The sequence below is a fragment of the Algimonas ampicilliniresistens genome (genome assembly GCF_030159955.1).
GTDB classification, from domain to species: Bacteria; Pseudomonadota; Alphaproteobacteria; order Caulobacterales; family Maricaulaceae; genus Litorimonas; species Litorimonas ampicilliniresistens.
Genome location: NZ_BSNK01000001.1, coordinates 523,470 through 546,013, shown reverse-complemented (window position 1 = coordinate 546,013; position 22,544 = coordinate 523,470). Strand labels below are relative to the sequence as shown.

Genomic DNA, 22,544 nt, shown 5'->3' with positions numbered 1-22,544 from the left:
GGCTCCTCCCCATTGTCATACGACGCGTCTTAATCGACCTCTATAAGCACATTCCCTAGAACCATTTTATCTCTGTCTTCTGCCACAACAGAATATTTACCGGGCCTGAGTGCGAGGACTTTATTGGACTGCGGCGCGCGGTATATTATGTCTTCAGCAGGTATCATCGCGGGTTTGTTCACGTCCCAAGCCGTTATAAGTGTGAAATCGGACGCCCCATCAAATCGGATTGTTTTAGGCACCTCAACAAACCTTCTGCCTAATTCATCACGCAGCCAAATAGGGCGCTCCTTGTAGTAGGGGCCTCTTGGGGCTGACAAGATAAGGTCATATCCGTTCCTAGAGACTGGCATGCCTTTTTTGTCCACCAATAGTCCGTAGCCCAGCAGGCCACTTTCAAAAGGAGATGTTCCATAACAGTCAGTTTGACTGATCGTCAGAGGGTCAATGGACGTTAAACGCTTGAAATACTCCGCCATCCAGATGATGTTCGAGCCTTCATTTCGCTCCTTTATATGGTGATACCCAGAGTGAATAAAAAACTTTTGACCCGCAAATTCATCTACATATTCTTTGATGTTTTTGGCTTGAGTGAACTCTCTATGATCCACACTTCCCTGCGCCCCAACTGGCGGAGATAATGCGTTATCTTCAAACGAAAACAAGTTTCCGGGCAAGCGACTTACCCGCTCCATGACTTGCCCGAAAACGGGATCTTGCCAGTAGGCTAGTCCGGTTTTCAGATCTGAGGGAAAGCCGTTCGATTTAAATCCGTCTGGCTCATTCAACCATGCCCATTCGATATCACCCAACAATTCAGAGCCAAAATTCTGGTACCCCTGCTTGTTCAGATCTTCGTATAACTCTCCAATAAACACTCGGTGAAGCGCTATAGAGTGAGATTCATTTATCATCACAACAGAATGTTTTTTTGCCAAGTTTCTAATAACAGGGATCGGGTCGACATAACTATAGTTAGGATCACTCGATAATGGGCACGGCACATTGCCTGATTGCATCTTGTAAGCTTGATTGGTTGCCTCAGGTGCCCGCCAGTTATTCGGATACGAAAAGTCAATTTCAACGGACTGTACAGCCTGCGTTTGATTCGAGCCCAGAGCCGGCTCACCCTCACTGCCTGAACAGGAGAGCAGAACGGTTGATAGAAGCAACCAGAACGCCCTCGCCATTTTTCTTTCCCGTCCGTTAGGCCATGAGATAATCATACTCACATCGTCCCGTTGCCATTCCAACCTACCCTCGCTAGAGCGCGGCGCTTCACTCCATTCTGTAGAGCCATTCATCTCTACAGAATGATCCGCGTTTGGTCAGGTGGCTGAGTGGTCGAAAGCGCCGGATTCGAAATCCGGTATAGGGGTAACTCTATCGCGGGTTCGAATCCCGCCCTGACTGCGCGACTCCAGCGCAGAGCGCCGACAGGCGCTGTCTACATCGGCAAAGGCTTTTTGCGTTTCTCATCCAGATAGCGCGCGCTCAGCACTTTCTGATGCTCACCCAATTCCAACAGCAATGGATTACCCGTCGGGAATTCAAAGCCGGGAATGTCTTCGTCTGCAACTTGGAACAAATCCTTCATCAGGGCCCGTAGGCTGTTTCCATGAGCACTAATGATAACGTTGGACCCGGCCTCTAGGAACTGACGGATCTGCCCGTTGAAGTAAGGCAGAACGCGTTCAGTTGTCATCTTCAGGCTTTCGCCACCGGGTAGGATTGCCGGATCATAGGCCGCATATTTTGGGTCATTGGCGGGGTGATAGTCGTTATCTGTGTCGATTTGAGGCGGCGGCACATCGAAAGAACGGCGCCAAATATGGACCTGCTCTTCGCCGTGCTTGGCTTTGGTTTCGTCCTTATTCAGACCTGTTAGGCCACCATAGTGACGCTCATTGAGCTGCCACGCCTTGGTTTCAGGAATATACATCTGGTCAATGCCTTCCAGCGTCAGCCAGAGTGTCTTGATCGCGCGCTTCTGGAATGAGGTGAAGGCAATATCGAAACGAAGGCCTTCTTTGGCCAGCAACTTACCAGCCTTCTTAGCTTCGCGCGTACCTTGCGCGGTCAAACCCACATCAACCCAGCCGGTAAAACGGTTTTCTTGATTCCAGACCGATTGTCCGTGGCGGACAAGAACCAGTGTGGACTTCACATCAGTAGTCATGGCGAGGTCTCCTTGTGCGGGCGCGGCCTACGCCACACGCCGAGTCGGTGCAACGCCCTCAGCGCGCGTTAGCGCATTTGCGCGTCGGCTGCGTTCACCAGATTAAAGAATTCGGCACGCGTTTCCGCTTGCAGGAACTGACCATCCAAAGCGGAAGAAATCATCCGGTGCGGCGTTTTAATGCCGCGCATGGTCATACAAAGATGCTCGCCCTTAGCCACGACAGCGACATCCTTCGTGCCAAGGATAGTCTTCAGATCGTCGGAAATATCCGCAACGAGCTTTTCTTGGAGCGACAGTGCATGCGCGTTTTTGTGCGCAATCCGTGCAAATTTGGACAGGCCCAACACTTTGTCATGCGCAATATAGGCGACCGACACATCGCACCAAAAGGGCAGCATGTGATGTTCGCACATGGACCAGACGCGCATGCCGGTCACAGCCACCATCTGATTATGGCGGACCGAGTCAAAGGTCGTTTCCAGCTTACCGGGATCATATTCGATAAAATCGCGCCAAAAATCGGCGATCCGGCGCGGTGTATCGAGTAGCCCTTCCCGGTCTGGGTTTTCTCCGAGGGCAATTAGCAATTCGCGGACAAGATCTTTGACCTTAGCGTGGTCGACAGTCTTGGGCGTACGATGTTGATCCGGCATGGGTGTTTTCCTGATGTTCTACCTAATACGGATTACTAAACTGACCCGATTGCACAAAGGCTGACGTTCATGCGGACTAATCTCGTAAAGCCCAAACATAATTAGAAACCGCCTCGAGAATTACATCCTTATCAGACTCTATAGGCTCCCGCGGCAAAACGATATCCGGGATGACGCCTCGCATGGTCACATTTCCGCTAGGTCGAAGAAAACGGCTTTTCGGATAGGTCACAACGACTCCCGTTTCCGGCAGTTCAAACGTTAGAACAGAGGCATAGCTTGTCGGGAGGTCCGCTGTTTCTTCGCCGAAAACACGACCAAACTCGTAATCCTGTATCATGGCGGCCGTCGAGGTTGCGTTAGAATAGCTGTGTCGATTTACAATCGCCCAGACCTGTCCCTTATAGCGTTCATGGACTTGACGCGGTTCGACCATGGGAATGTCAAATGAGTAGCGCATACCATTGGGTTGGGTCATCTCTGCTTCGATAAGGTCAGCGAGAAGACCATCTGGCTCTCCGCTTTCAAGTTGTCTTTCGTAGTCCGCTTTCGTTGCCGCACTGGCTTTCAGACGAAAGTCATTGGTGAAACGAAACGGCTTATCGGCAAACCACGCCGTCATCGCATCGCTAAAATTATTGTTCCCACCAGGATTGTTTCTCAGATCAATGATTAGGTCAGTCGCATCAGATGCGATCATGTCCTCAAAAGCTTGATCGATGAACTCAAAAAAACCATCCCCAGAATAGGAAGGATCACGTTGATCGGCATCGGCTGTGTCTAGATCAATGAACGGGCCGGGTCTTAAATAGGCTAAGCCTTTGCTTAATAAGCGGTATTCGCGCGCATTGAAGTCCGTATCCAAAGATTTCGATGGCGCTGCCGCCCGTATTGCTGCGTATCCCGGGAAATCGACCGCATCGACCTTAATCAAACGCTTTACACTGTCCGATCCCTCGACCGTCAATGTCACGTTATCAACCTCCCCCAATTCCATCCAAAGTAGTGGCGCAAAACTCTCTTCCATCAGAGAATTGCGCATCAAGTCTCTCTCTGCCGAAACATAAACACCGAGCTGGTTCAGCCAGCTATTGATGCTGCGCCCATTAATGGCATGGATCACCATGCCGGCCTGTGTTTGGCCGTCAATGTCGGCCGCTTGGACAAGAAAGACGGTACCTCCATCAACCCGAATAAAGATCGGCAAGAACCGCCCACCTGCCCCAATATGCGCGATGAATTGCACATACCCAGCTTCTGTTTTCGCGTGCCCGATCTTGCCAAAAGCAACATAGCGTTGAAATATCTTGGACGCATCGACCACGGATTGCGGCCCGTCGATCATACCGTAAAGATCGTTTAGCAACGCGCGATAGTCTTCACGACTGCTATGCGCGTACAAATCGTAATGCGCTTGCTGCAGTGTCATGTGGAGAACGGAAAGATCGTTCTTTACGGCCTGCTCGCTAAATTCATCCTGCGCTAAAGTCGATTGGCAGAAAACTGACGCTATGATCAGCGCGATTAGGGGACGAAAGAAGCTCATAAGGACGCCGCTATAGCTCGTGGATGACTCCGTCAACGAGCGGGCTAAAGCGCGGCGCGAATTGCTTTTACCCGCTTCCGATTGGCACCCATATCGGAGTGACCGACACGCGATGCTGAGCGGATTTGCCACAGCTTTCCGTCCCGACGAAATTCCACATCATCGACAAACCGCATCAGGCCACTCGTATAGGTGGCGCTGATATAATCGTCAGATTCTGATGTGATGGTCCCGCCGGTTGCGGCAATCGCGGCCTTCACTCCGTCCTTATTGGTTGAGAGCGGCTCAACCTGTTTGTCGGAATCCGTTCCCGGTTCGGAACTGACGCAGTTCGGTTTGGACGGCAGCGGCGAAAGGCGGCCATCGACAAGGCCTTTGGCCTTACCGCGCTGGCTCAGCAGAGATAAAATGATCATGCCAGTGATGATAGTGGCGGGAATTAGAAACAGCAAACGCATGACGCTCTCCTGACCTAGTTTGCAGCGGTCTGGAAGATCAGATCGCCAATATGTTCGTCATACCAAGTTGGGCCCAACAAGGATTGGAAGAAGCCATTATGCCCGCCCTGATCGTGAATGATCATGCGTGAGCCCGGGCTAAGCGTCAGCCGACGAATATCGCGTTCCGGGATCATCCCGTCGTCACGTGCGGTGATAATGTCGAGCGGAACGGGCACGCGCGACAGATCATCTGGATCGACCCGATAGGCGTTGAAATAGTCTTCCATACGCGCGTAGCGAGAATAGAGCGGCAATACGGTCTCCGTCATCGCCAAGACACGCTTGCTCTTGAGCACTTCGTCAAAATTGTAGATATCTGGAAAGGCAGCCTGTTTCAGCCGTAGGCTGGCCGACCATTTCTTAAGAAAATAGCGCCGATAGAGTGGATTGGCATCGACCAGAGGGGCCGCCCCCCACGGGTCAACCACTGGGCTAATCGCGAATATCCGGCGCAGTTTCGGGATGGCCAAATCACGCAAGGACCGCGCAATTCGAAGCGCGAAGTTCCCGCCCAGCGAAAAGCCAACAATATAGACGGGCGCACCCTCTGACAGCCGCGCCGCCTTGCGCACGCCGTCAAACACTTCATTGAAACGGGTCGAGAAAAATAGACCCTCATTGAGGTCGTGACTGCCGCCATGATCGCGATAATTCAGGCGAAAGACACTCGCACCACGTTCAAACATATAGCGCCCGCAGCTGACCACATAGGTGCTATCCTGTGACCCTTCCCAACCATGTAGGAAGATGACCAGAGCCTTATTGTCGGGATGGCGTGAATAGCTACCCTTGAGCCGAACTCCATCTTCGCAATCAAGGATGATGTCCTCGGCCGCGTCCAGCATCGCGTTCGGACCACGCTTGCGAAACTGGAAACTAGCCAGCGCCGTCTGCACAAGACCGGCCCGCATCCAGAACGGCGGATTAAAAGGTTTTGGGGTCGGCAAGGTCACGAGAATGGATTTGGGTATCAGATATTATGGGCGATGAGGCGCTCTCTAGAGACAAGCTCTGCGCCCGGCAATGTCAAGCCGTGCATGCGCGCCCTTTATGAATAGAAGGCTCAAATAGGAGGCGCAGAGCCGTCAAACGCGTATCGGCGGACCAAGCCTGCGGCGTCTAGCTACAGAGATGCCGTTTTACGACGGCCCCGGCCTTGCCCATATCGATCCGACCTGCATAGCCACTTTTAAGCTGCCCCATAATCTTGCCCATGTCTTTTAGGCAGGTCGCACCGCTGGTTTCGACAATCTTGCTCACTGTGGCTTCGATCTCGTCGTCACTCATCGGTTTGGGCATAAAGCTGCGCACAACCTCTATTTCCTCACGCTCACGCTCGGCCAGTTCTGGCCGACCATTATCGTCATAGGTTTTGGCGGCGTCTTCACGCTGCTTGACCATTTTGGTCAGGATGCCGAGGATTTCTGAATCATCGATGCCGCCGCAACGATCTGCCGCGCGGGCCGCAATATCACGATCTTTTATGGCCGCTGACATCAGGCGCAGCGTGGATAGCCTGACGGTGGCCTTCTCTCGCATCGCGTCTTTGGTTGATGCACTAATCTGGTCGCGAAGTGGTTCGCTCATAGGGTCTCTCTTCCGGGGCTCCCCGGTTTTCTAAGGAGCGGCATATAGGCGCGTCGAGCCCAACTGCCAAGTGAATGCGTCACGATTGGGGCATGGCCCCTATGAGCGTGGCTGGGGAACGTGACTGGGAAGCACGCCGTTGACGGCCCCAACCACCGCTAGACACAATTCCGCAATGCGTTACGTCCCACCCGTGGGAAAAGGGCGCGCCATGTTACTTAGAAACTTAACCAAGCACGTTAAAGACCAAAACTGGTTCGCCGTTGCGCTTGATTTTATGATCGTTGTGTTGGGCGTGCTTTTAGGCATGCAGTTCACCAACTGGAACACCAGCCGCGGGGACGAAACCTCCTACCAAGACGCCATGACCCGGCTGAGCGAAGAGAGCCAAGAAATTTGGATGGGTTCATTAGAAACAACGGCGCGCACCCAATCTCAGCTTGAGGATGTTCAAGCCGCGATTGTCGTTTTGGAAACCTGCCGAACCGGGAAGACCGCGGATGCCATTGTTGACCTTGGGCTGAATAATATTCGATCCAGCAGTGGTACCCGGGCGAGATCTGATGCTCTTGACCTATTGGTGACCAATGAACGTCTACTTGAACGTCAAACCAGCAGCATTCGGACGCAACTGCGCCAATATGCGCAGTTACTAGATGGAATTACGAGGGTGTCAGACCTCATTCAACCCATCGCGGAAATTGATGAAGTCGACAAACATCCACGCGTTGGATTGACGACGAAACTTGATCCAAGCGAAAGCTTAAATGGCACGGATGTTCGGCGCGCCCGCATCGTCGGACCGCTGGAAGAGGTCTGCAAAGACCCGACTTTTCTCAAAATGTTTTACCGGTGGGAACGCACAGCCGTCTTCGAGCTTAGGCTTCAAAATACTCTAAGGGAGACGGTGAAGGACAACACGCAAGCCGTGGGTCTCTCGATCAACACGCCCGAGCCGGATGAGACCGCCCCATGATCCTCCGCCGCCTCACCCAACATGTGAATGACCAGAACTGGTTCGCAGTCGTACTGGATTTTTTCATTGTAGTCGTCGGTGTCTTTATCGGTATCCAAGTCGCGAATTGGAACACTGAGCGGCTTGAGCGTACGCAGGAGCGAGACTATCTGATCCGACTGCATGGTGACTTTGTTGAGAGCATCAATGGTCAGAGGCGGGACGTGAATTTCCTTGATCGGCAACTGTCCGATCAGGCGATTATGATCAAGTCGCTCGATTCCTGCACGGTGACCCCCGAGGACGAAACACCTTTTCAGCGCGGCATTAACACACTCGGCTATATCAATCCGCCACGTATCGTACGCCGAACAGTGGACGAAATGATCGCGGCTGGTCGCACGGACATTATTCGGAATAAGGCGTTAAAAGTTCAGTTATCGAGCATTATCGCGCTCGTCGAATGGCGGGGAAATAGTTTTTCGGACTCTGTCTCCCGCATGACGGAGCATTACCGCTTCATTATCGAAGAAGACGTGCGTTACGACCTCACACGCACCTATGCCGACCCGTTTATTGAAGAGTTCATAGGCGTTGATTTTGATATTCAGACCCTATGCCAATCCCCGAAAATCGCCCGGGCCATCTCGGCAATCAGCTACACAACGCAAGAACGTAAGCGAGCTTATGAACCGATTTTGCAGCGGTATATAGACTTCCTACCTGTGGTGGAGGAAGAGCTGCAATCCCGTTGGGGACCTGTCCTCTCGAAAAGCAAGGCCGCAACTCAATGATCCTCCGCCGCCTCACACAACACGTCAAAGAACAAAATTGGTTCGCCGTCGCGACCCTGTCTGTCTCCACATGTAGCTGCAAACAAGACTGCGACGTCGCTTGCGAATCCGGCGCGGCTTCGTCATAGGACGCGCCTAGCAGAGCCAAGCTAGGACCCACCCATGACGATTGACTATTCGCCCGATCCTGCGCCGACCGCTGTGCTGGTCTTAGCGACCGGAGATACATTTTACGGCATTGGCATTGGCGCGACCGGGTCGGCCGTCGGCGAGGTCTGTTTCAATACCGCGATTACCGGCTACCAAGAAATTCTGACCGACCCGTCCTACGCTGCGCAAATCGTCACTTTCACCTTCCCGCATATCGGCAATACCGGTACCACGGACGAAGACGAAGAAGCGACGACGGACGCCGCGCGGACCGCCGCACGCGGGGCGATTGTCCGGGCTGCTGTCACACCCGCGTCCAACTGGCGTTCTGAGGGCGAGCTGGGCGCATGGCTATCCGCGCGCGGAATCATTGGCCTGTCCGGCGTCGATACGCGCGCGCTCACCGCCTATATCCGCGATAATGGTATGCCCAACGGTGTCATAGCCCATGACCCAGACGGACAATTCGATATCCCAGCTTTAGCCGAACAGGCTCGCAGCTGGAACGGGTTGGTCGGCGCGGATCTGGCCAAAGATATGGCGGCAGACGCCCCCTTCGATTGGCGACAGGCGCGCTGGCAATGGAAAGACGGCCACACGGATCAAGACGGCGCCAAACGCGTTGTGCTGATCGACTATGGGGTGAAACGGAACATCTTGCGCAACCTCGTCAGCTCAGGGTTGGCCGTGACAGTTGTACCAGGCACGACCTCTGCAGAAGATATTCTAGCGCTCAAGCCAGACGGTGTCGTCCTGTCCAACGGACCCGGCGATCCTGAAGCGACAGGCGAATATGCTATCCCCGTCATTCAACAATTGATTGCCGCCGACATGCCGATTCTTGGCATTTGCCTCGGCCATCAAATGCTGGCCCTCGCGCTCGGCGCCAAGACGGTGAAGATGGAGCAGGGTCATCACGGCGCGAACCATCCGGTCATGGATCATACGACGGATAAGGTCGAAATTGTCTCTATGAATCATGGTTTTGCGGTGGATCAGGCGTCCCTGCCCGACACCGTCGAAGAAACCCATGTCAGCCTGTTTGATGGCACAAATTGCGGTATCCGCCTCAAAGGCAAGCCCGTTTTCTCGGTCCAGCACCACCCCGAAGCCAGCCCCGGTCCGCAGGATAGTTTCTATCTGTTCGACCGCTTCGCGGATGCAGTCAGAGCCGCTTAGTCTTCGAGCGTTACGACCCCGTTCGCGACCAGATCGCGCGCACTGGCCAGGACGCTCTCTTTCGCTGGGCGCGGCACGACATTGGTGAGGCTGGTAACATAGGCGGCGTCGACGTCATGAAAGATGCCAAGGTCAGGCAGGATGCCTTTGACCCGATCATCAAAGAGAGAGATCAATCGTAGGACAATGTTTGGCAATTCGGATTTAGGAAGTTTTGCGGTCGGATAGTCTGCACGCAAAATCTCGACAATCTCCTTGAACCACAGCGTGTTTCCTGCGCCAATTAATCGCCGCCCACCGGCATCCTTCGCCGTCATCCCCGCAACGTGAAGGGAGGCGACATCGCGCACATCACTAATGGGAAAGGCAATTTTCGGGATCGCGGGCAGATCGCCGTTCATCATGTCGCGGATCAGAGACAATGACGCACCACCATTATCATAAGGGTCCGGCCCGAAAACCAGCCCTGGATTGATTGTAACCAATTTCTCTCGCAACCCTTGTGCGTCAGCATAAGCCCAAGCTGATAATTCAGCACGCGTTTTGGACACTGGATAAGCCGTCATCGGTTTCCAGTCCGGATCTGACCAATCTTGCTCTGTGATCGTCATCTTTTTGCCGCGACCGGGTTGCCCCATCATGGCCGCAGTCGAGGATGTCAGCACGATCCGCTCCGCCCCTGCTGAAAACCCGTTCTCCAAAACCCGTTGAGCCCCGGCGCGGGCTTCTGGCACCAGCGCTTCGCGATCAGATGGGGCTTCAAGCGGAAAAGGCGAGGCAATATGCTGGATATAGCGGCAGTCTTTGACCGCATCGTTCCATCCCGCATCTGAGCCAAGGTCAGCTACGAACAACTCGACATTAGACACATCTGCGCCTGTCTGCGCCATCTCCGCCAAAACACGGCGTCCTTTAGCCTTATTCCGGACCGTTCCGCGGACGGCAAAGCCCTTCTCCAAGAGCCGCACCGTGACGTGGCTGGCGATATATCCGGTGATTCCGGTAACAAGGACGAGATCGGTCATGCAGACACTCTAGCGGTTTCTACTGAGCGCGTCATCGCTCAGCGACCAATCTACGACAATAATTCCTGAAAAGCGGCAGAATTCATCAACCAACGCCGTCACCGGTGCAGGTTCCAGCCAATAGCGCCTTAATCTTCACGCTCAGACGGCTTACTTAAAACCCGCTGATAGAGCCGTCCGATCCCGATCAGGGCGATGCCAAGACCGATGAAGGACACAGCCCGGAACGCACCGTCGAGCGCCCGCATGTCGATCAGGAAGACTTTCAACGTGGTCAAGGTGATCAGGATCGCTGAGGCTAGGCGCAGATCGCGCCGCCCTGTTTTGACGCCGGCCAGTAGTAGAGCCAAGCCAGTCAGCAGCCAGACGGCGCTGACCGCGTAAAGCTCTCCATTCGCCCACGGGACGCGATTCATGGCGATGGCCTCACCCTGCGCAAGGCGGCGGATTTGCGCCGTTGTCCACATCAGCCAGCTCATCCCGGCCAGCGCACCGAGCGTTCTGACGAACCAAACTGGACGACGACCTGCGAAGCGCAACGCGGACAGTCCGAGCAGGATGGCGGGCGCGAGATAGGCCAGCAGCAAAGCGTTAAAGATGGAATGGCCGTCAATCACTGTCGAGGCGGTCAGCAGCGGGTTGAACTCCAGCCCCTGCCCTAGAACGAAGGCGGTGAGGCTGGCCAAGGATGCCACAACCGCAATCCCCGGCACGATATAAAAGCGTGGCTCCGCGCCTTTATTCGGCCAATCCGTCAGACCGCCGCGCATCCAGCTAGCCCCGAATAGAACCGCAAATAGAACGAGCAGCTGCACGGCAAGGGCTTCAAATCCGACCTGCGCAGTCAGATCGCCCGCATTCATGGCGTGGTGGATCAGCAGAACGATCAACAGCAAGGTAAAGACAATCGCGCCACCGAGCAGGCCTTGCGAGGCGAGGTCTTCACGTTTGCGGCCCAGCAGAAAAGCCCCAGCAGCAGTCAGCGCGCCCGGTAGGCCAAAATAGAGCCAAAGCTCATTCAGGAATGGTGTCGTCGCAATATAGGCGGCGCTATCGTCTAGAGCTGCACTGGCGACCAGACCCGCCATACCCGCCATGGCGAGCGGGGTCAGTCGCACCCAGAGATCATCGCGCCGGAGCGCAAGACCGATCATAACGGCAATACCAAGACTGAGCACAAGGCTGGACGGCCACAGTTCAGGCAGCTGTGATGCGAGAGTTGGATCGAGACTGGGGACAACGCTGGATGACCATAGCTCCGGAAGTTGGCACGTGCCAACTATCCAAGCCAATGCCGCGACCCAAGCCGCGCCGCGCGCAACCGATAGGCGCGCCTGTGTCCAACTCGCAACAGCGAACAGACCCGCCAAAGCAAAACAAGCCCAATTGATCGGTGGCACAGGTCGCTCATGCAGCTCGGCAAACCCGCTGGCCATAAGCGCGACGGCCAGTGCGCCGCCCAAAGTTGTGAGGGCCGTACTGCGTTGATCGTCAACCCACCGCGCGCCAACTCGAAGACTAGCCAACGCAGTGGCAACCGAAAGCGCTCCGATTACAGCTTGCCCCGGCCAGTCCATTCTAGGGCTCCAAGGGATCATGAACGGGATTGTGTGAACTGTGACGACGACCCCGCCGATCAAAAGCGCAGGCCAACGTTTCCGCACATCGCCTGTAACGGCAAAGAACAGTAAGCTCGCTGCAGTCAGAAAAGGCAGACTATAGGACAGGGCCGGAACATCATCAGACGCCGCGCTTGCGAGCCCCATCAGGGCGACGACGCCCAACCACCCAGCAGAGGTCCACCGCGGCCAGATGACAGGGCTTCGGTCCAGACTTCGCAGGGTCAGGGTCATCACACCAGCCAACCCGACCATCCAAATCGTGAACTGAATAGTGTCGACGGCTTTGCCCGATAGGATGCTAAGCCAGACAGCTGCACCAATGGCGGCGACACCCACCAGCCAATCCCAGCTCTGTCTCCGCGCGACCCACAGCGCCGCAACTGTGATCAGGCCGACATAGGCAAACACACCGATAAAACTGGGCGTAACGCTCGCCACGAGCAGAGGCACAACCAGCGCGCCGATCAAGCCGACAGCGGCGAGCCACGGACCGCGCCGAAGCGAGAGAGCCATTGCCCCGACCGCCACCACGGCCATGCCGATAAAGGCGGGCAGCGTGCCGAGCAGACCATAGAGTGCATGCGCGGCATAAACCGCGCCAAACAGGCTGAATATTCCGACAGCTGCCAGCAGGGCGGGAATATCGGCCCGCGCCGATAAAGCTTTTCCTACGGGCGTTTTCAGATCACGGCGGGCCAACCATTCCGACAGGCCGAGGGCGATCAGGCCGAGGAGCCCGGCGAGACTCACGCGCATCAGTGGCGTCAGTAGGCCCGCTTCCATCGTGTAGCGCAGCAGAAACACCGCGCCGAGCAGCAAAGCCAATCCGCCAATCCAGACCGAACCCTTCGCCCCGAGCAGAGTTTCTAGGTCGAGTTTCGGTTTTGGCTTTCGAGTGGGTTTGCGAGGTGGTCGAACGGGCTGGGGTTTGAGGTCCGGGCTAGACACTCTGTCTGGTTTTCGCTCGGTTTTGACAGATGGCGTTGATACCTGCGCGAGTGCGCGACGGGATAGTTTTTCGGCCGTGTCGGCGCGGGCCGTCTTAGACACTGGCTGGCCTTCTAATAAGGCGATCCGTCGCTCTAGGCGTTTGATCCGCCCTAAGGCCACAAGCCCCGACACGGCCCCGCCAAAGAGCAGCGCCAAAATGCCAAAAGCTATGAGGATGAAGAATTCGTCCATGATTGCCCCTAGCAGCCCTCAGCAAAACTCTGCATTTTTTTATACGTCATTTTTTCGCCTTGATGCGCGGCAGACTCTAGACTTCGCTCAGCATCACGAAGATTGAAGCTTATGACATTGCTATCCCGCCGCACGGTGAGTGCGTCTCTCTTGTCCCTACCTCTACTGGGGGCCTGCCAGTCAAAGACAGAGCCTGACACGGCGGCGTGGACGTCACGCTTGGAGACTATTGAGGCGACCCGAGGCGGGCGCATCGGTGTTGCGGCGCTGGACCTTCAGACCGGGAGGACGCTCAACCACCGCCCAGATGAGCGTTTCGCCATGTGTTCGACCTTTAAATGGATGCTCGGCGGCGTGGTTCTTGCCCGCGTTGACGCGGGCGACGAAACCCTGTCCCGCGCAGTTCCGATCCGCGAGGCGGATATGGTCTTCCACGCACCGACAACCGAACCCGCGATCGGATCGACCTTGTCAGTCGAACAGCTCTGCGCGGCGACGATTGCGAATAGCGACAATCCGGCCGCGAATTTGCTGCTTGCTTCGATGGGTGGCCCCGCGGGATTTACGCGTGCCTTGCGGGCGATGGGGGACTCCGTGACCCGACTGGATCGTTATGAACCGCAACTCAACGCCAACACGCCAGACGATCCGCGCGATACGACAACACCTCGCGCGATGGTTGAGCTGATGGCGCGCCTCGTGTTTGGGGATATTCTGACCCCGGCTTCGCGTCAGATTTTGCAAGATTGGATGCTCGCAGCCGTGACGGGCAACGGTCGGTTGAAAGCCGGGCTACCGGGTGGATGGCGGCTCGGGCACAAGACCGGCACGAGCAATCGCGACGCCAATAATGATGTCGGGTTTGTGCTTCCTCCATCTGGATCAGAGAGAGGTCCAGTCCTGATCGTCAGTTTCTCGGATGGACCCGGTGCTATGACGGATATCGCTGAAACATCTCATGCAGATGTCGCCCGGGCCGTCATGAGCGCCTTCGCCCAGACGTAAACCTTGAGCCTATTTCCACCGCCCATAACGCCACGGCATATACCACGGGCCAGGCGCCTCCATCGGCACCGGATCCGGGCCACACGTCCCCCAAGGATTACAGCGCAACCAACGCGCGAGGCCCATCCAGCCTCCTGCCCAAAACCCATGTCGGCGCATCGCTTCCATCATGAAGTGAGAGCAGGACGGCGTATGACGGCAACGCACGCCGACCGCCTGCAGAGCTGGCGAAATCGCGATCTGATAAAGGCGCAACAGGCCGAGCGCGGGATAAACGAGAATGGACCGCATAATGGCCGCAAAACTAGCGCGTGTCTGAGAGAAGGCAAACCCAATATCCTTGGGTCTCACTATACGCATTCATTCACCTGCATGGTTTACGCTGGCCCGACATGGCGGACAGCTTGGTCCGGCCCTTACTCTCCCAAATGCTGTTTCAACCGGTCAATCGCATTAGACCATTGCTGCGCAGCCCGAGCCAGATATTGGCTGGTTTCGGCCAGTGTTTCGGGCCGCACGGTGAACTGGCTTTCGCGTCCCACGCGGTTGCTTGTGACAATCCCAGCATGTTCCATGACGGTCAGATGCTTTTTGACCCCTTGGCGCGACAGGCCCGTTCCCTGGGTCAGTTGGACAATCGATTGGGATTGTCCGTCACACAGACGAGACAGGAGCGCCAATCGGGTCGGGTCCCCAAGGGCGGCAAATACGGGCGCAGCGGCATCTACCGCGGGCACAAGTGATCTATTCGACATAGGCTATCAGTTGTTCGGCTTGGATATTCCAGCCTTCGGTGTTGTCGCGCAAAACCTCGAGCCGGCGCGGATCTGGCAACACCTCAAACCCGCTCTCCGTAATGGTCAGCCGTGTGCCTTCGGCGGTCGGTTCTAGGCGAAACTCAACCAGCATTGTGGCCTGCTCAGCGACATCTAACCCGGATCTTTCGTCAAAGTCATGCCAGCTGAACGACATCAGCCGCTCCGGTTCCATACGTTCGATGGTGGCGCGCCACGGATAATGTTCATAGCCCGGAAAGGTCATCTTCCCCGTCGACAGAGCTCCCGGCTCGAACGGGCCGTCCAGATCAACCCGGAACCACTGACCAAATTCCTTATAGTCAGAAATCGCCCGCCAGACTCGAGATATGGGCGCTTTCAACGCCACGACTTTGACAATGCGATTTTTCATTTAAGCAACCTTTGAGCTGCCTATTAACACCAAGATAGGCCTAATACGCAACCCTTTAGTTGCTTATTGTAAGCTCAACCTCCCTCATCCCAACGGCGCCGATTTCCGGATTGTCCCAAAATGTGCTATAGTCTTGGCTATGAAAACATATCTCCTGGCCGCGACTCTCACCCTGACCGCTGGACTGGTCCCCAGCTTGGCGTTTTCACAGACCATCGTCATGGGCGATGGTTCGGCGCAGGCGTGTTACCAATCCGCCAAAATGGGCGACCAAGGCTCTAACCACGCGATCCGGACCTGCGATGACGCGCTGCGCGACGCGCTGACCCAACGCGACGAAGCGGCGACCCACGTCAATCGCGGCGTGCTGCTGATGCGGCGCGGCGATACGGATGCGGCGCTGGAGGATTATACGGTCGCGATCAAAATGCGCCCGAAACTTGCCGAAGCCTATATCAATCAGGGCGTCGCATTCTTCTATCAATCCCGCGACGAAGACGCCCTTCGCGCCTATGATCAGGCCATCGCGCTGAAAACCGACCGGATGCCCGAAGCGCTCTATAACCGGGCGCTCGCCCACGAACGGATGGGCAACGCAAAGGCCGCCTATTACGATCTGAAAGCCGCTCTGGAGTTGCAACCCGGCTGGGAACAGGCTGAGGATGCGATTTCGCGCTTCACGGTGACGCGCCGCAACAGCTAGGCACACCCCCTGAGCGGGCCTTGGCGCATATATCCCGTCATGATTGGTATCATTTGGTGAAAGCCCATTGCCTTCACCGCGCCAGAGCCTAAATACTGGCTCATGATAAAAATCGCCTCCTCCTATGATTATGACGATCTGATCGTCTCCGGTGAAACCTCCCTCTTCGGGCCGGGCAACGCCAAACTCCCGCTTCCGCCAATGCTGATGCTCGACCGCATCGACAAAATCGCGGATACAGGCGGCGCACACGATAAGGGCGAGATCATCGCCTCGCTCGATATTGATCCTTCGCTCTGGTTCTTCGAATGCCACTTCAGCGGCGATCCGGTCATGCCGGGCTGTTTGGGTCTGGACGCAATGTGGCAGCTGGTCGGCTTCTGGCTCGGCTGGACCGGCGGCGAAGGCCGTGGCCGCGCGCTCGGCGTTGGCGAAGTCAAATTCACCGGCCAAGTCACGCCGGACATCAAAAACGTCCGCTACGAAATCGACATTAAACGCGCGATCCGCCGCCGCCTCGTGCTCGGCATTGCCGATGGCCGCATGTATGCGGATGACGAGCTGATCTATCAGGCCAAAGACCTGCGCGTCGGCCTATTCAAACCAGAAGCCCCCACGGAAGCCGGAGCATAATCATGACAAGACGTGTCGTCATTACGGGCCTCGGCATCATTAGCTGTATCGGCAATAGCGCCGATGAGGTCGCAGAATCGCTCAAACAAGGCCGCTGCGGCATCAAACATGATCCCAAAATGGCCGAGCTTGGCTTTCGCAGCCAAGTCTCTGGGCGGCCCGAAGACACGGCGGACCAAGCCAAAGAGGTGATCGGCAAACGCTCCCTTCGTTTTATGGGCGACGCGGCGGAATGGTCCGCGCTGGCCATGCAACAGGCCATCGACGATGCGGGGCTGAGCGAAGACATGATCGTCAATCCGCGCACGGGCATCATTGCCGGGTCCGGCGGTCCGTCCTCGCTCGAAATCGTCCGCGCCGCCGACATTACGCGCAAAAATACCAGCCCCAAACGTATCGGGCCTTTTGCTGTCCCGAAAGCGATGAGCAGCACGGTCTCCGCCACGCTCGCCACCCATTTCAAGATCAAAGGCGTCAACTTCTCCATCACTTCGGCCTGCACCACCTCGCTCCACTGTATCGGCGCGGCGGCAGAGCAGATTGGGTGGGGCAAGCAAGACATCATGTTTGCGGGCGGCGGCGAAGAGCTGGAATGGTCCATGTCCAACCTGTTCGACGCGATGGGCGCGATGAGCAGCAAATATAACGACACGCCAGAGACCGCCTCTCGCCCGTTTGACGTCAATCGCGACGGCTTCGTCATTGCCGGCGGCGCGGGCATGTTGGTGCTGGAAGAGTATGAGCATGCGGTGGCGCGCGGCGCGACCATCTATGCCGAAATCATCGGCTATGCCGCCACATCAGACGGCCACGATATGGTCGCGCCATCCGGCGAAGGCGCCGAACGCGCCATGCGCCTCGCCCTGAAAGATGCGGGGATCAGCTCCGTCGATTATATCAACCCGCATATGACCAGCACCCCCGTTGGCGATATCGCCGAGAGCGCCGCCATCCACCGCGTCTTTGGCGAGGGATCAGATGCGCCTTACGTCTCCGCCACCAAAGCCCTCACTGGCCACTCACTCGGCGGCGCAGGCGTGCAGGAAGCCGTCTATACGCTGCTGATGATGAAACACGGTTTCGTCGCGCCGAGCATGAACATCGAGACGCTTGATCCCGAGGTGGCTCCGGTCAAGATCCCCCGCGAGCGGGTGGAGACTGAGGTGAAGACGGCGATGAGCAACAGTTTCGGGTTTGGCGGGACGAATGGGAGTGTTATTTTTAGGCGGGGTTAAATCGCGGTATCAGGTTGCATTATTAGTTAACACTTCCTAAATTGGGTTTGTCGCTTCCTCGGAAGAGGCTATTCTCGGCGAAAGGTCGAGGAGCTGTGCGTTTAGAACGTCAACATATTTATGAATTCGTTTGTGAACCATTTGAAACTCCTTGAGATGATAGTGGAACCGACCATTCTGAATACGACGATGTAAACTGATAGGTATACCCTATTATAGCACGCCTTGTTTAGGTTTTGCTGCGGGTTGAGTAACTACGTTCTACGACGAACGAAACCAACGAAGCTCTACAAAAGCGGAGGGATGGGTTGTCTAAAGCAAAGGACGTTAACCCTCCCTCCAATCAAGGAACTCCGACTTCATGGTCTTTCTCCGACCTCAAGTTAAAGAGTTACCCGCACTTCGACGCAAAACTCACGAAAAAACAAATTCTTTCTTTGGTGAGCTCTCCCGCCAACGTTTCAAAACATGGGTTCTTGCCGTTCCTTCACTATGGGGTCGAATACCAACCTTACCGCGGAAAGAATCCAACACACGTTCCCAACAGAAAAATGCGGCCAATAAGATATGCCTGCAGAGCTGACTCCTACATATTTTCAAGATATCGGCATAAGTTGGTCAAACTTTATGAGAACAAACTCTCGAAATCTGGTCTTAGCGACTGCGTATTAGCTTACAGACGAGTGCCCGTTTCAAAAATTGGTGGCAAGAATAAATCAAATATTGATTTTGCGAAAGACGCTTTTGATTACATCTCCGATTTAGGAAATTGTATTGTAGTTACTGCTGACATCAAGAGTTACTTTGACAACATAGACCACTCAAAACTCAAACGCATCTGGTGCGAATTGCTTGGCACAACCCGTCTTCCTGACGATCACTATAATGTTTTTCGTAATGTGACCAGTTACAGATACATGGATTATGTAGAGGTGTGTCGACAACTCGGGTTTTTTGGCCAAAAAACTGAAAACAGAGAAGGATTCTTGATTGGTCGAAAACAGATGCCCATTAAACTCGCTGACAACAATAAGCTAAAAGAGTTGTTTTCAGCACGAGATAGTCGAGGAGGTAGGCTATTAAAATTCAACAATTTTACGAGAGGTATACCACAGGGATCGCCAATATCAGACGTACTTGCAAATATGTATTTACTAGACTTTGATGCACGTTGCCAAGAATTTGCAAATGATCTCGCTGGAAAGTATTTTCGGTACTCGGATGACATACTAATGGTGTTTCCAACGCCTTCTGAACACACGCATTCGTCAGTGGAAAATTATCTTCGGCAAGAAATTGAATTAGAAGGTTCACATCTTACAATTCAAGATAGGAAATTTGCTTCTCTTCAGTACAAAACTGATGGCAACAGACAACATGCAACTCCTCTTTCTCCGTTGAACGCAGTTACGGATAAAGGGAATCCAAGATTTAAGATGGCGAACGGGTTAGAATATCTAGGGTTTAGATATGATGGACATAAGATATTTGTGAAGAACAGTACGATTTCAAATTTGTATAGAAAAATTAGCAAATCGGCCTTGGCTGAAGCAATGAAACATCGAAAGAACTATCCTAATGCGTCTGAAGAAGAACTTGTCAAACTAATGCAATTCAACACATTCTTCCAAAAATTTGGTCGAGTTGAGGAATTTGAAAAACCCAATAAAAAAAGTGGAAAATCATATAAACATTGGACCTTTAGAACATATACGTTGAGAGCATCTGAAACCTTTGGACCGCGTGGTGATAAAATCATGGGGCAGCTATCTAAGTGCCGCGAACTTTCAAAGAAGAAACTCGAAGATAAGGTTAGGCTTGTTGCAACTTGGTATCCCGCCCAAAAAATGTGATCGAACTTCAAGTCTAAGTGCCTTAAGCTCGTGTCTCTCAAGCTCCACATAAAGCCGACAAACGGCTCACGTCGTTCATATTTCGCAATTTTCAATCCCCGCATTGAAACCCAAACTCACAGACCAACCCCCCCTCTAAACCCCATCCAGTAAAGCCTCTCATGAGGCTTGGTCGCTGCGCGACGCTAGCCTTGAGCCTCGCACCGTGTGCGCGGTCCGAAACGCATTGCGTTTCGGCAACTCCGCTACGAACATCCAAAGGGATGTTCCCTTAACGCTGCGTGCCCCGTGCTCGCTTCGCACAGCCTGCCCTCAACTGGATTGGGGGCGCGCCGCCCTTCGGCTGTGGGCTTGATCCGTCCGCGACTCTGTCGCTGTCGCGTCCTTATGGCGGTGACTATTCGCTAATCTCCATCCTCCCTCACCATTCGTCCGATAGAGTGCTGTCCGTTCGTTACAGACACGGGGAGGTGCATGACCCTCGGCGTAGCGAGCAGGTGTGACGGCTTGGATTTGCGTGCGGGGGACGTCCCGCGCCAGAGTGATCTGGCGGCACTCGGTCAAACGGGAACCGCGCAGGACTAAGCGGGATGCGGGCGGGCTTATGCACCCGCACTGCGCTCCTTGATGTCTCGCCTGTGTGCGTTGTTGGTCGATGCGGACCCCGAGAGCCAAACATCCTGCTTCGCCGCGTCTGGCAATTCAGGTTAGGCCGGGGACCCCGCAAAGATGGACCGCGCGCAGGGGCGGCGGGATCAAGCCGATCACCTCGCGCGGGTGTCTTCCCGTCGTAAATAGGTGTGTCTTTTCCTCTATCCTTCGCCGGGTAGAGACCCGCGCCCTGTGTCACTTCCAAGGGAGTGCCGATCCTCGTCAGGCCAAGCCGTCTGACCGCACAATGGCGCTTGGCCCGACCCTAACCCCAATATTTTGGAGCCCCTCCATGAGACCCAATCCCCGCCAGACCTATGCGCAGGAGCGCTGCGCCGTGACGATCGGGCTACGACGCCGCACAAAAGCGGCCGAAGCGGCTACCCACGCGGCGCAGGCCGAGACGGAGGCGATCCGGGCTGATATGCGCGCGCTGCGCGCCGATATCCGGTCGGAACGCGCGGCACTGACCACCTTTATCGAAAGCCCGGAATGGGCGCGTGATCTGCTCTTGCTCGCACGGGCGCGGGTGCGGGCGGAATTGCTGAACTTGTCCGGGGCGCGGCAGAGCTGCGGCACTTGCGGTAGTTTCGGGCGCGGCCTCTATGACGGGTTGTTGCAGGACGAGATCGACGCGCTGTGCGCGGCGCATGGCCTGCCGGGCGAGCGCGCTTTGGGCGAGATTGACTGGCCAACACGCATGGGCGCGGTGACGCGGCGCGGGCGCGTGTTGCGCAGCGATTGGCTGACGCCCCCAAAACCAAAGCCCTGTGCAGCGTCCTACAGGTCACACGCTGAGTATTAGATTGCGGGATAAGGTTATGCGGATTTGCCGTTGCCGCGCGCGGCTCAGACTCCTATTCGAATAGGAAATTTCCTAAGGAGACGTCATGTCTGACGACACTTTCCCCACCGGCACATTGATGGCCGGTAAGCGCGGCCTGATCATGGGCGTGGCGAACAAGAATTCGATCGCTTGGGCGATTGCGCAACAATTAGCAGCCCAAGGGGCCGAGTTGGCCTTCACCTTTCAGGGCGAAAAATTGGAACGCCGGGTCAAACCGCTGGCGGCCTCTGTTGGGTCTGAGTTTTTGCTCGATTGCGATGTCACGAATGACGATCAGATGGATGCGACCTTTGCCGCGCTTGAGGCTAAATGGGGCAAGATCGACTTCCTCGTCCACGCGATTGCCTTTGCTGGGAAAGATCAGCTGGCCGGGTCGTTTATTGAGCAGACGACACGCGAGGGTTTTAAATCCGCACTGGATATTTCGGCCTATTCTTTCGTCGATGCCGGACGCCGCGCGGCGCGTATCATGAATGATGACGGGGCGATGGTGACGCTGACCTATCTGGGTAGTGAGCGCGTCATCCCGAATTACAACGTCATGGGCGTGGCGAAAGCGGCGCTCGAAGCGTCGACCCGCTATATGGCGGCGGATCTTGGCCCGCGCGGCATTCGCGTCAATGCGATCAGCGCTGGGCCGATCAAGACTTTGGCGGCGGCGGGCATCGGCTCGGGCCGGCACATGTTCCGCTTTAACAAGGCGGCCAGCGCGATGCAGGATCACACCGAGAGCAAGGGCGTCGCGGGCGCCGCGCTCTATCTACTGTCAAGTCTCGGCGCATCTTGCACGGGCGAGACACATCATGTGGACGGCGGTTTCCATGCCATCGGCATGCCGCAGGAAGCGCCATTGCGGGCGTCGCTCGAAGAATAGATTTTACACACAGACTCGTAAAAGAGCGCTCTTCCAAATTGGGAGGGCGCTTTTTTAGTCTTTGAAATTATTGGAGTAATTTTTACGATTTTATCTCGAACTTGACAAATTGTCGCACCTCATAGCGCTTTGGTTCCAGCTCCGCTATAGAGTGGCTCGTCAGGCGCAACCCGCCCGACT

Annotated in this window: 22 protein-coding genes and 1 tRNA gene; 11 read left to right on the top strand and 12 right to left on the bottom strand. The window is 55.4% G+C overall.

The annotated features are described in order from the left end of the window. Positions 1-29 precede the first annotated feature (29 nt). Positions 30-1,232, bottom strand: coding sequence for a hypothetical protein (locus tag QQL54_RS02420; protein WP_284387123.1), 1,203 nt, complete (start codon positions 1,230-1,232; stop codon positions 30-32). Positions 1,233-1,326: 94 nt separating this feature from the next. On the opposite strand from QQL54_RS02420, the gene QQL54_RS02415 reads away from it, so the two are divergent. Further along, positions 1,327-1,413: transfer RNA gene (locus QQL54_RS02415), tRNA-Ser, on the top strand. Positions 1,414-1,447: 34 nt separating this feature from the next. On the opposite strand, the gene gpmA is transcribed toward QQL54_RS02415, so the two are convergent. The 6 genes from gpmA to QQL54_RS02385 all read right to left on the bottom strand — a co-directional run bounded on the left by gpmA (position 1,448) and on the right by QQL54_RS02385 (position 6,468). Beyond that, a complete protein-coding gene (gene gpmA / locus QQL54_RS02410; protein ID WP_284387121.1) occupies positions 1,448-2,179 on the bottom strand; it encodes a 2,3-diphosphoglycerate-dependent phosphoglycerate mutase in 732 nt (243 codons plus the stop codon). A 68-nt stretch (positions 2,180-2,247) separates the two neighbouring features. Continuing rightward, positions 2,248-2,835, bottom strand: a complete 588-nt coding sequence (gene folE, locus QQL54_RS02405) for a GTP cyclohydrolase I (protein ID WP_284387118.1) — start codon at positions 2,833-2,835, stop codon at positions 2,248-2,250. Between the two features lie 76 nt (positions 2,836-2,911). After that, a complete protein-coding gene (locus tag QQL54_RS02400; protein WP_284387116.1) occupies positions 2,912-4,381 on the bottom strand; it encodes a S41 family peptidase in 1,470 nt (489 codons plus the stop codon). Between the two features lie 44 nt (positions 4,382-4,425). Continuing rightward, positions 4,426-4,839, bottom strand: a complete 414-nt coding sequence (locus tag QQL54_RS02395; protein ID WP_284387114.1) for a DUF1499 domain-containing protein — start codon at positions 4,837-4,839, stop codon at positions 4,426-4,428. Between the two features lie 14 nt (positions 4,840-4,853). Then, positions 4,854-5,834: a YheT family hydrolase gene (locus QQL54_RS02390; RefSeq protein ID WP_284387112.1), complete on the bottom strand. Its 981-nt coding sequence runs from the start codon at positions 5,832-5,834 to the stop codon at positions 4,854-4,856. Positions 5,835-6,000: 166 nt separating this feature from the next. Continuing rightward, positions 6,001-6,468 (bottom strand): GatB/YqeY domain-containing protein, encoded by a 468-nt coding sequence (locus tag QQL54_RS02385; RefSeq protein ID WP_284387110.1) that lies wholly within the window; start codon positions 6,466-6,468, stop codon positions 6,001-6,003. Between the two features lie 211 nt (positions 6,469-6,679). On the opposite strand from QQL54_RS02385, the gene QQL54_RS02380 reads away from it, so the two are divergent. The 3 genes from QQL54_RS02380 (at position 6,680) to carA (ending at position 9,546) form a co-directional block, all read left to right on the top strand. Further along, positions 6,680-7,444 (top strand): hypothetical protein, encoded by a 765-nt coding sequence (locus QQL54_RS02380; RefSeq protein ID WP_284387108.1) that lies wholly within the window; start codon positions 6,680-6,682, stop codon positions 7,442-7,444. Beyond that, positions 7,441-8,217, top strand: coding sequence for a hypothetical protein (locus QQL54_RS02375; RefSeq protein WP_284387104.1), 777 nt, complete (start codon positions 7,441-7,443; stop codon positions 8,215-8,217). The genes QQL54_RS02380 and QQL54_RS02375 overlap by 4 nt, the downstream gene beginning before the upstream one ends. 162 nt (positions 8,218-8,379) lie before the next feature. Then, positions 8,380-9,546, top strand: a complete 1,167-nt coding sequence (gene carA / locus QQL54_RS02370) for a glutamine-hydrolyzing carbamoyl-phosphate synthase small subunit (protein WP_284387102.1) — start codon at positions 8,380-8,382, stop codon at positions 9,544-9,546. Here carA and QQL54_RS02365 read toward each other — a convergent pair. Then, entirely contained in the window at positions 9,543-10,571 is a 1,029-nt protein-coding gene (locus QQL54_RS02365) for an NAD-dependent epimerase/dehydratase family protein (RefSeq protein ID WP_284387099.1), read from the bottom strand. The genes carA and QQL54_RS02365 overlap by 4 nt on opposite strands. A 128-nt stretch (positions 10,572-10,699) precedes the next feature. Beyond that, on the bottom strand, positions 10,700-13,375 hold the full coding sequence (locus QQL54_RS02360; protein WP_284387097.1) for a DUF2339 domain-containing protein: 2,676 nt from the start codon (positions 13,373-13,375) through the stop codon (positions 10,700-10,702). A 111-nt stretch (positions 13,376-13,486) separates the two neighbouring features. Between QQL54_RS02360 and bla the strand changes: the two genes are divergently transcribed. Beyond that, the gene (gene bla / locus QQL54_RS02355; RefSeq protein ID WP_284387095.1) at positions 13,487-14,380 is read left to right on the top strand and encodes a class A beta-lactamase; all 894 of its coding nucleotides are present in this window, start codon (positions 13,487-13,489) and stop codon (positions 14,378-14,380) included. A gap of 9 nt (positions 14,381-14,389) precedes the next feature. Here the strand turns inward: bla and yidD are convergent, their stop codons facing one another. Genes yidD through QQL54_RS02340 form a run of 3 tightly spaced genes read right to left on the bottom strand, consistent with a single transcriptional unit; the run spans position 14,390 to position 15,568 of the window. After that, positions 14,390-14,740: a membrane protein insertion efficiency factor YidD gene (gene yidD, locus QQL54_RS02350; protein ID WP_284387093.1), complete on the bottom strand. Its 351-nt coding sequence runs from the start codon at positions 14,738-14,740 to the stop codon at positions 14,390-14,392. Positions 14,741-14,796: 56 nt separating this feature from the next. After that, positions 14,797-15,117, bottom strand: coding sequence for an ArsR/SmtB family transcription factor (locus tag QQL54_RS02345; protein WP_284387090.1), 321 nt, complete (start codon positions 15,115-15,117; stop codon positions 14,797-14,799). 7 nt (positions 15,118-15,124) lie between these two features. Beyond that, a complete protein-coding gene (locus QQL54_RS02340; RefSeq protein ID WP_284387088.1) occupies positions 15,125-15,568 on the bottom strand; it encodes an SRPBCC family protein in 444 nt (147 codons plus the stop codon). A 139-nt stretch (positions 15,569-15,707) separates the two neighbouring features. On the opposite strand from QQL54_RS02340, the gene QQL54_RS02335 reads away from it, so the two are divergent. The 6 genes from QQL54_RS02335 (at position 15,708) to QQL54_RS02310 (ending at position 22,364) form a co-directional block, all read left to right on the top strand. After that, positions 15,708-16,271, top strand: coding sequence for a tetratricopeptide repeat protein (locus QQL54_RS02335; RefSeq protein WP_284387086.1), 564 nt, complete (start codon positions 15,708-15,710; stop codon positions 16,269-16,271). 102 nt (positions 16,272-16,373) lie between these two features. Further along, the gene (gene fabA / locus QQL54_RS02330) at positions 16,374-16,904 is read left to right on the top strand and encodes a bifunctional 3-hydroxydecanoyl-ACP dehydratase/trans-2-decenoyl-ACP isomerase (protein WP_284387084.1); all 531 of its coding nucleotides are present in this window, start codon (positions 16,374-16,376) and stop codon (positions 16,902-16,904) included. Positions 16,905-16,906: 2 nt separating this feature from the next. Continuing rightward, entirely contained in the window at positions 16,907-18,139 is a 1,233-nt protein-coding gene (gene fabB, locus QQL54_RS02325) for a beta-ketoacyl-ACP synthase I (protein ID WP_284387081.1), read from the top strand. 614 nt (positions 18,140-18,753) lie between these two features. Beyond that, positions 18,754-19,992 carry an RNA-dependent RNA polymerase family protein gene (locus QQL54_RS02320; RefSeq protein WP_284387079.1) on the top strand — a complete coding sequence of 413 codons (1,239 nt, stop codon included), beginning with the start codon at positions 18,754-18,756 and terminating at the stop codon, positions 19,990-19,992. Between the two features lie 943 nt (positions 19,993-20,935). Then, on the top strand, positions 20,936-21,448 hold the full coding sequence (locus tag QQL54_RS02315) for a hypothetical protein (RefSeq protein WP_284387078.1): 513 nt from the start codon (positions 20,936-20,938) through the stop codon (positions 21,446-21,448). A gap of 85 nt (positions 21,449-21,533) precedes the next feature. Next, a complete protein-coding gene (locus QQL54_RS02310) occupies positions 21,534-22,364 on the top strand; it encodes an enoyl-ACP reductase FabI (RefSeq protein ID WP_284387076.1) in 831 nt (276 codons plus the stop codon). The last annotated feature ends 180 nt before the right edge of the window (positions 22,365-22,544 follow it).